Annotated in this window: 1 protein-coding gene; it reads right to left on the reverse strand. The window is 31.8% G+C overall.

Going from position 1 to position 755, the window contains the following annotated elements; genetic code table 11:
- Positions 1 to 156: 156 nt before the first annotated feature.
- Positions 157 to 597, reverse strand: coding sequence for an OsmC family protein (locus ABFX15_RS08950; protein WP_344909948.1), 441 nt, complete (start codon positions 595 to 597; stop codon positions 157 to 159).
- Between the last annotated feature and the right edge of the window lie 158 nt (positions 598 to 755).

The raw sequence follows: 755 nt of genomic DNA on the forward strand, positions 1-755 counted from the left end.
ATAATTATTTATAAGAAGTTTCAATAACCGCAAGGGTTAAACCTGGATATTCAACTGCAAAACTTGAGTTAATTATAATAAACAGCAGATTGATAATTGAATAAATTCCAATCTGCTGTACAAAAGATTATATTTAAACTAGCTTAGTCATTTAAATTAATATCTGACAACATTAGATAATACTAATTTAACACCGTTTTCTAAACAATCTCCTACTGGACAAGTTTTTTCAATAAAATTTGCAAAGGCTTCTGCTTTTTCTTGTGATTCATTTGTTTTAAAGTGCATAGAAAAACGAATTTCTTCAAAGCCATTTCTTACATCCGCGAGTCCTAAAAAGCCATCTGGATCCAAATCACCCTCAAGTTCAACGTGAAATTCGTCAAAAGAGAAATTATGAGCTTCAGCAAATGCACTAGCAACAATAGTTTGGCAAGCACCTAAAGCGCATAAAACCATTTCAACAGGGTTCATTGCCTTGTCAGTCCCACCAAGATCTTCTGGTTCATCTGCTATAATTTTAAATCCTCTTGAGTTACATTCAACTTGAAGTCCATCAGGTAATTTTTTTGTAACTGCTTTAAATGTCGTTAACATAGTTTTTTCCTCCTAGCAAAGTTTGTGAATCATCGAGCAATGAAGATATTATACCACGGCGAAAATATAAAATCAATACTTAGCTATTTTTGAATTTACCCTTTTTACACTAAATATCCACTATTGCATGTAATTAGAAAACCTGTATTCGTTAATTC

Origin of the sequence: Alkalibacterium indicireducens, assembly GCF_039522005.1 — a bacterium.
GTDB lineage: Bacteria > Bacillota > Bacilli > Lactobacillales > Carnobacteriaceae_A > Alkalibacterium > Alkalibacterium indicireducens.

What these genes read in the sequence shown, in the direction of transcription:
- ABFX15_RS08950 (WP_344909948.1), bottom strand. Translation starts at nt 597, where the DNA reads ATGTTAACGACATTTAAAGCAGTTACAAAAAAATTACCTGATGGACTT.